The sequence below is a fragment of the Celeribacter baekdonensis genome, assembly GCF_900102315.1.
GTDB lineage: Bacteria > Pseudomonadota > Alphaproteobacteria > Rhodobacterales > Rhodobacteraceae > Celeribacter > Celeribacter baekdonensis.
This window is the reverse complement of the sequence record NZ_FNBL01000011.1, coordinates 122024-129503: the sequence shown is the minus strand read 5'-3', so window position 1 is coordinate 129503 and position 7480 is coordinate 122024. Positions and strand designations below refer to the sequence as shown.

At 61.1% G+C, this 7480-nt stretch carries 7 protein-coding genes and 1 pseudogene; 5 read left to right on the top strand and 3 right to left on the bottom strand.

The genetic code is table 11. From position 1 onward, the window contains the following. Positions 1 to 78: 78 nt before the first annotated feature. Genes BLT54_RS16545 through BLT54_RS16535 form a run of 3 tightly spaced genes read left to right on the top strand, consistent with a single transcriptional unit; the run spans position 79 to position 2318 of the window. Complete coding sequence (locus BLT54_RS16545; RefSeq protein WP_074645847.1) at positions 79 to 408, top strand: ArsR/SmtB family transcription factor; 330 nt, start codon at positions 79 to 81, stop codon at positions 406 to 408. A gap of 25 nt (positions 409 to 433) precedes the next feature. Continuing rightward, on the top strand, positions 434 to 1660 hold the full coding sequence (gene soxC / locus BLT54_RS16540) for a sulfite dehydrogenase (protein WP_074645848.1): 1227 nt from the start codon (positions 434 to 436) through the stop codon (positions 1658 to 1660). Then, positions 1653 to 2318, top strand: a complete 666-nt coding sequence (locus tag BLT54_RS16535) for a c-type cytochrome (RefSeq protein ID WP_074645849.1) — start codon at positions 1653 to 1655, stop codon at positions 2316 to 2318. The genes soxC and BLT54_RS16535 overlap by 8 nt, the downstream gene beginning before the upstream one ends. Here BLT54_RS16535 and BLT54_RS16530 read toward each other — a convergent pair. Further along, on the bottom strand, positions 2315 to 2698 hold the full coding sequence (locus BLT54_RS16530; protein WP_245708039.1) for a hypothetical protein: 384 nt from the start codon (positions 2696 to 2698) through the stop codon (positions 2315 to 2317). The genes BLT54_RS16535 and BLT54_RS16530 overlap by 4 nt on opposite strands. A 960-nt stretch (positions 2699 to 3658) precedes the next feature. On the opposite strand from BLT54_RS16530, the pseudogene BLT54_RS22310 reads away from it, so the two are divergent. Then, positions 3659 to 3751 (top strand): annotated as a pseudogene (locus BLT54_RS22310) (IS6 family transposase); the annotation flags it as partial. 132 nt (positions 3752 to 3883) lie between these two features. Here BLT54_RS22310 and BLT54_RS16520 read toward each other — a convergent pair. Both BLT54_RS16520 and BLT54_RS16515 read right to left on the bottom strand, forming a co-directional pair. Then, positions 3884 to 4306, bottom strand: coding sequence for a GlcG/HbpS family heme-binding protein (locus tag BLT54_RS16520; protein WP_074646390.1), 423 nt, complete (start codon positions 4304 to 4306; stop codon positions 3884 to 3886). Between the two features lie 31 nt (positions 4307 to 4337). Continuing rightward, entirely contained in the window at positions 4338 to 6470 is a 2133-nt protein-coding gene (locus tag BLT54_RS16515; protein WP_074646389.1) for a malate synthase G, read from the bottom strand. 105 nt (positions 6471 to 6575) lie between these two features. Here BLT54_RS16515 and BLT54_RS16510 point away from each other — a divergent pair, with 105 nt between their 5' ends. Beyond that, entirely contained in the window at positions 6576 to 7376 is an 801-nt protein-coding gene (locus tag BLT54_RS16510; RefSeq protein ID WP_074646388.1) for an IclR family transcriptional regulator, read from the top strand. Positions 7377 to 7480 lie beyond the last annotated feature (104 nt).

The window sequence follows — 7480 nt, the reverse complement described above, 5'->3', positions numbered from 1 at the left end:
CGCGGTCCAAGCGCAGGCTTGACGTGTGCATATTTATGCACATATATACTGGGCGATGAAAATTGACTGAGCAGGGCCATGCAGACCGAATCCTATATCCAAAGCTGTACCGATATGTTGGACGACCGGATGTTCGCCGCCCTTCAGGACCCGGCGCGTGTCGCGATTCTGCGGCGCATGTTTGCGCTTGGTCGGGCCGATATTTCGTCCATTGCCGAAGGATTCCCGCAAGACCGTTCCGTCATCTCGCGCCACATCCGCATTCTGCGCGAAGCGGGCATCGTCAGCTGCGAAAATGTCGGGCGACAAACGCTCTGCGACGTCGATGGCCCGGCGATCCTGCGACGGCTTGAAGCGATGACCGAGCAGATGCGCGCCGTCGTCGCGGCCTGCTGTCCTGAAGAGTGACTTTTTTGACCAAATAGGTGCATTCATGCGTCCATATGCAAACAAACTACGGCTGAACCGGCGGAGCCTTCTGGCCGGGCTGACCGGAGCCGCGGTGACGGCACAAACCAGTGCCGCTCAGGACGGGTTGATGCCGTGGATGCAAACCCTCGGCGATGACGACCTGCCCTATGGCCTGCCCGGCCCCCGCGTGGCCAATGTCGTTCGGCGCCCGGCGGCGGATTCGCCCGGTTTTGAAATCTGGCATACGCCGCTGGAACACCTGCGCGGCACGATCACGCCGAATGGCCTGCATTTCGCCGTGCATCACAACGGCATTCCCGACATCGACCCGGCAGAGCACCGGCTGGTCCTCCACGGCATGGTCGCGCGCCCCCTGAGCTTTGATCTGAACAGCCTCGCCCGCTATCCGCTGGTGACCCGCACGGCCTTTATCGAATGCGCGGGGAACTCGGCCACCAATGCCGTATCGCCATGGGCCCGCGACATGACGCTGGGTGACGTGTCAGGGCAAATTTCCGCCGCCGAATGGACCGGCATCCCCCTTCGCATTCTGTTCGACGAGGCGGGGATTGATCCGGCCGCCACCTGGGTCATCGCCGAGGGGGCCGATGGCGGCCGGCATATGCGCAGCCTGCCGCTGCGCCCCCTCGTCGCGGAAGGAATGCTCGCCCTCTATCAGAATGGCGAACCGCTGCGCCCCTCGCAGGGGTATCCGATGCGCATCCTGATGCCCGGCTGGGAAGGCAACGCGCAGATCAAGTGGCTCCACCGTCTTGAACTGGCCGACCGTCCAGCATGGAGCAAGGACGAATCCGGTCTCTATGCCGATCCGCTTGCAAACGGGAAACTGCGCATGATGAGCCTTGCGATGTCGGTCAAATCAGTCATCACCGCGCCCTCGGGGCAACAGGTGATCGCGCCGGGACCGCGCCAGATCGAAGGGCTGGCCTGGTCCGGGCGCGGGCGGATCGCGCGGGTGGAACTGTCGGTCGACGGCGGGCGCACTTGGACCGAGGCAAGGCTACAGGCCCCGGTGCAGCCCAAAGCACTGACGCGCTTTTCCCTGCCGTGGGACTGGCACAACGAGCGCGCCATCCTGATGAGCCGCGCCACAGACGAGACCGGAGACATGCAACCGACACGGGACATCTGGCACGACATTTTCGCCGGGCATTCCTTCAACCACTTCAACGCTATTCAGGCCTGGTCGATCAACCGATCCGGCGAGGTGAAAAACCACTATGCCTAAGATCGCCCTCCTGGCCCTCATCGCTTTCACCACCGCAGTATTCGCCGTCAACGCCGCGCTGTCGCAGGTGTCCGATCAACCCGCGATCACAGGGTCCCCGACCCCCGCCCTTGGCCAGCCGTTCGAAGAGGTTGACCTGCCCGAAGCGCTCCGCACAATCTGGCCCGATGGGCGCAATCTGCCCGAAGGGCGCGGCGGCGTGGCAGAGGGCGCGCAAGTCTATGCGCAGCAATGCGCCTCGTGCCATGGGGCGACGGGTGTCGAGGGGCCGAACGCGCGGCTGATCGGGTCGGATGGAGTGTTCGGTTTCGGCGACCCGCTGCGACCTGTGCGCATCAACAGTCACCCGATCCTGATCCTGTCCGCAGGCGGCATGTGGCCGCATGCGACAAGCCTGTTCGCCTATGTCCGGCGCGCGATGCCCTATGGCGCGCCCGGCACCCTGACGGACAACGAAATCTATGCTGTGACGGCTTGGATTCTCTACCGGAATGGCGTGTTGCCAAAGGCCGGTGTGCTCGACCGATCAAGCCTGCCGCAGGTCTCGATGCCCGGCGCGGCGCGTGTTGTTCTTGACCCCGAAACAGCTGCGGCTGTTCACCACCCAAATCCAACTCGGTCACGCGGCACTCAGTCCAACGCCGGATCCGCCGATTAGATCGCTTTCGCGGCCTGGGCCGCCGCAGCGAGGACCTCCTCGCGCAACGTCGGGTCCGTCACCGCGCGCGCCATGCCCGCCGCACCCGACAGCACCGCAACAAGCGCCCAGACCTGATCGCGCGACATCCGCTGGCCGGGTCCATTTGCAATCTTGTCCACGATCTCCGTCAAACCCTCCGCATAGGCGTGCCGCGTCTCGTCATCCGCGCGCGCGACATCGGCGGTCAGGGTTGGCAGGGCGCAAGCCTCGTCCAGACCTGTGGCCATCCTGTCACCGAGGTAGAAATCGACGAACTTGTCCCGCCAGTCCGCACCGTGCCGGGCTTGGAAGTCCTCGATTCCGTTCAGAAGAAAACCCAGCCCATCGTCGACAGCCATGCGAAAGGCTCCGGCCTTGGAGCCAAGATGGGCGTAGAACGCGCCCGATGTCAGGCCCGCCTCCTTGGCGAGAGCGTCAACGCCGATCCCCCCGAACCCGCCTTTTCTAAAGCCCCTGCCTGCCGCCGCAGCATGAGATCAACGAGCAGATACAGGTAGCGTCCAACCGTCTGGCCGGAAACACCAAGCCCTTCGGCAAGGATCACGCATTACGTGGAAACTCGGGTGTCTCGTGTGGCAAACGCCCTTGGTCCACATGGCTCTCTGCAAGACGACCTGACCGCCTTTTTCGCTGAGGTGGTCCACCTTGCTACCTCAGACCCCGAAACGCCAGGATGTCTTGTTTGCTGTGTTCTCGCGGATGTCGCGGGGCGCAATGAGACCTTTCGCATTGAACTCGATCAGCGTTTTGTGGCTCTTGAGACCAGAATAGCCAGACGGCTAGGCAAGGCCGGATGGTCTGAGTCTTCTGAGGTGACGCCCTTGGTCGCCGCAGGTCTTATCGGATCAATTGCCCGTGGGATCATGGTGCGTGCAGGGTCGAAGGGTTCGTCTGCCGAATTTGCCTCGGTCGCGCATGCGGCAGTTGCCGCACTTGTACATCTTCACCGAACCAACAGATCACCATCGCAGGACCGTCCGTTGTGAGGTTCATTGAAGGGTGAAATTTGGAATTTGGCGGTATATATTCTTCCTGTCGCTCCTTCCCTCTGCTTTATCGAGATGTCCAAAGCCTCAGATTGCTCAGACTGGCGCGAATTTGTGAATCGGTATCGTCAGAATCCCCGCTGTCTTGTTTAATCACCCTTCGAACCGACGCCCTGCATCTATAAAAGTGCATTCGTTGACGACAACCCCCGCCTCGTCACCTCGTTAAAAGTCATTGGCTTTGGCGCTCCAGTTCTCGTTTCCAATCCATCTGGAAAATGGGAGCGGTGTCAGGTGGTTGAGAAAAGTGGGTTGCAAGGGGCCCAGTTTCCGAAATCCGTGATCCTGCGTGCGGTGATTTTCTACGTCCGTTATGCCGTCTCTTACCGCGATCTCGAAGAGATCTGGCGGAGCGTAGGGTGATGGTGGACCAAACCCATTTTCATCCTAGCGGTACGTCACACGATCAGAACCTGCGCGGACAACATCGTCACAAAGAACATCGCCGGGATCCCGCCAGAGGTCACAGGCGCAACCTTACAAAGTGACAAGGAATGAATCGATGCCAGCCTGGGCCACGGCGCGGTCCTGATCCGGAGTCCCGGAGGAGACGCCAATCCCACCGACAACCTCTTCGTCGACCATGACAGGCAGGCCGCCACCCACCACCATGAGGCGACCACCGATGGCGGAACCGATGCCATAAGCCGGCGATCCCGGCTGGCTTGCCGCGCCATATTCATGTGTGGCTTTCTTCGCGGCCGAGGCGGTAAAGCTTTTGTCGATGGCGATCAGCGATGACGTCACCTTGCCACCGTCCATCCGTTCAAAAGCGATCAGATTGCCGCCCTCATCGGTGATCGCAATACACATGGGCACGCCGATCTCCTCAGATTTTTCCCGTGCCCCGGCGATCAGGACGCGGGCGTCCTGAATGTCCAGTCTCTTGATCGTCAGCATGTTGTCTCTTCCTTGATGTTTGCGCTCACCGTCACAGGGCGTCTTTCACACGGCGGCGGGCCGCGTGGAGAAGTGGTTCCGTATAGCCCGAAGGTTGGTTGACGCCGTCAAAGACCAGCGCTCGGGCGACATTAAAGGCTTCGCCCGCGAAACCGGGGGCCATCGGGGTGTACTGTGCATCACCGGCGTTTTGCGCATCGACCTTTGGGGCCATGCGTCGGAACGCAGCTTCGATGTCATCCTTTGAACACAGGCCATGCAACAGCCAGTTGGCCAAATACTGTGAGGAAATCCGCAATGTCGCACGGTCTTCCATCAGGGCCACATCATTGATGTCAGGCACTTTCGAACACCCAACACCCTGATCGACCCAGCGCACCACATAGCCCAGGATGGACTGACACGCATTCTCAAGTTCGTGCTGAATCTCGGCTTCGGACAGGTTGCGTCCGTGCATGATCGGCGGTGTCAACAAGGCTTCGCGCGTGGCGCGTGTGCGATCCGCGATTTCGTTTTGAACGGCGCTGACATCGACCTCGTGATAATGCGTGGCGTGCAGCACCGCTGCGGTTGGCGACGGCACCCAGGCCGTGTTGGCCCCGGCCTTCGGATGCGCGATCTTGGCGGCGAGCATCTCGGCCATCTCGTCGGGTTTGGCCCACATGCCCTTGCCGATCTGCGCCTGACCTTTCATGCCACATGCGAGACCGGTATCGACATTGCCGTTCTCATAGGCCGAAAGCCATATGGACCCGGCCATCTCCCCGCGCGGGATCACGGGACCGGCCTGCATCGAAGTGTGGATTTCGTCGCCGGTGCGGTCGAGAAACCCGGTGTTGATGAACACGCAGCGATTTTTCACCGCCGCGATACAGGCGGCCAGATTGACCGACGTCCGGCGCTCTTCATCCATGATGCCGAGCTTCACGGTGTTTTCGGGCAGGCCCAGCAGAGCTTCGACCCGACCGTAAAGCGTGTTGGCAAAAGCCACCTCATCGGGCCCATGCATTTTCGGTTTGACAACATAGACCGAGCCTTTGCGCGAATTGCGCGGGCCGTCCGTCTTGGCCAGATCGTGCATGGCGCAGGCCACGGTCACGACAGCGTCCATGATGCCTTCCGGCGTGTCCTGACCGTCGATGCGGACCGCGTCGGTCATCATCAGGTGGCCGACATTGCGCACCAGCATGAGGGCACGTCCGGGGTGGGTGACGGAACTGCCGTCCGGCGTACGATAGGCGACATCGGGGGCAAGTGCCCGTGTCATCGGCTGACCCGCTTTGTCGAAGGTTTCGGTTAATGTGCCAGTCATCAGACCCAGCCAATTCCGGTAAACCGCACATTTGTCCTCGGCATCGACCGCGGCGACGGAATCCTCACAGTCCTGAATGGCCGTCAGGGCCGCTTCGATCCGGACATCGGCGATACCGGCGGGATCGGTCTTGCCGATCAGACTGTCGCGGTTGATCACGATCTCAATCAACAGCCCGTTGGCGGTAAGGAGAATGTTGCCAGTGTCCCGATAGCCCGCAAACTGAGCGGGATCGGCAAGCGTCACATCCACGCCCCCTGCGGCGACATGCAAAGCCCCGTCCGACACCTCCAACCCGGTGACATCGGCCCAGCTCTGTCCGCTCAGCGGGGCCACCTTGTCGAGATGCGCCCGTGCCCAGGCAATCACCTGAGCGCCGCGTGCCGGATCATATCCGCGGCCGCTTGCCTTGCCGGGGATGGCATCTGTGCCGTAGAGCGCGTCATAAAGCGAGCCCCAGCGCGCATTGGCCGCATTCAGGGCAAAGCGCGCGTTCATCACGGGCACCACAAGTTGGGGTCCGGCGATGGCGGCGATTTCATCATCGACGTTCTGCGTTTCGACAGCGAAAGGGGCCGGTTCCGGTTGCAGATAGCCGATCTCCGACAGGAACGCGCGATACGCCGTGCCATCGCCCAACGTATTGGCCGCGTGCCACGCGTCAATCTCGGCCTGCAACCTGTCGCGGGTCTCAAGCAACATACGGTTCACAGGCATAAGATCTTTCAGCAATGCAGCATAGCCGGACCAGAACGCATCCGCAGACACGCCGGGAACGAGAACCTCGGTTTCGATGAAGGTGGCGAGGGGTTCGGCCACGTCCAGCCCGTGGCGAGCAACGTATGATGTCATGTCAAATCTCCTTCTTGTCTTTTGATGTACGCGCTTTCCCCGCAGGCGGATATTGTTTAGAAAGAGTTTTCCACGATATGGAAAACAAGGATCACGGTGACAGATATGGCGACGGAAAAGACCGGAGGTGTACAGGCGGTTTCGCGGGCTCTGGGGCTTTTGAAACGGCTTGGGGCAGCGACCGAGGGACAAAGGGTGTCAGACCTCGCAGCACAAGCCGGGTTGGCCGTCTCAACCACACACCGGCTTTTGACAACGTTGGAACATTCGGGCTTTGCCCATTTTGAGCCAACCACGTCGAAATGGCATGTGGGCCATGAAGCCTTTGCGGTGGGCGCCAGTTATGTCCAGAAGAGAAGCTATGTGGCACCGGCGCTGACCTATCTGCGACGGCTACGTGACGAAACGCGGGAAACCGCCAATCTCGGACATCTCGACGACGGACATCTGGTGACGCTGAGCCAGGTGGAGAGCCGCGAGATCATGCGCGCAATTTCTCCCCCCGGCGGACGGGTGCCTGCGACCTGCTCGGCCATGGGGAAAGCGCTTTTGGCGACTTGGCCCGATGCCCAGATCGCCGAATTTTGCGACCGGCACGGGTTCCCCACAATGACGCCGCGTTCGGTTGACGACCTGCCGGCTCTGATGGATCAGATCAAACACATCCGGGCACAGGGTTACGCCGTGGACAATGAAGAACATGCGCGTGGCCTGCGCTGCCTCGCGGCCCCTGTCTGGGGCCCGGATGGCGATGCGGTCTGCGCCATTTCAGTGTCAGCGATGATGATGCGCCTGACCGGCGAGTTGACGAAGGTCGTCGCCCGCAGAGTCGTGACGGCGGCCAGCGAATTGACCGAAAAAATTGGCGGGAAACGTGCAAAATGGCCCCTGCCACCTGAGACGTGATCAATGGAGCACAACACGTGCTCCTGCGGGACAGGATTTGTTATCGCGAGTGAACCCGCCCGGGCTTCGAAATCAATCAGGTTCAAAATCAACAAGAGCTTTTC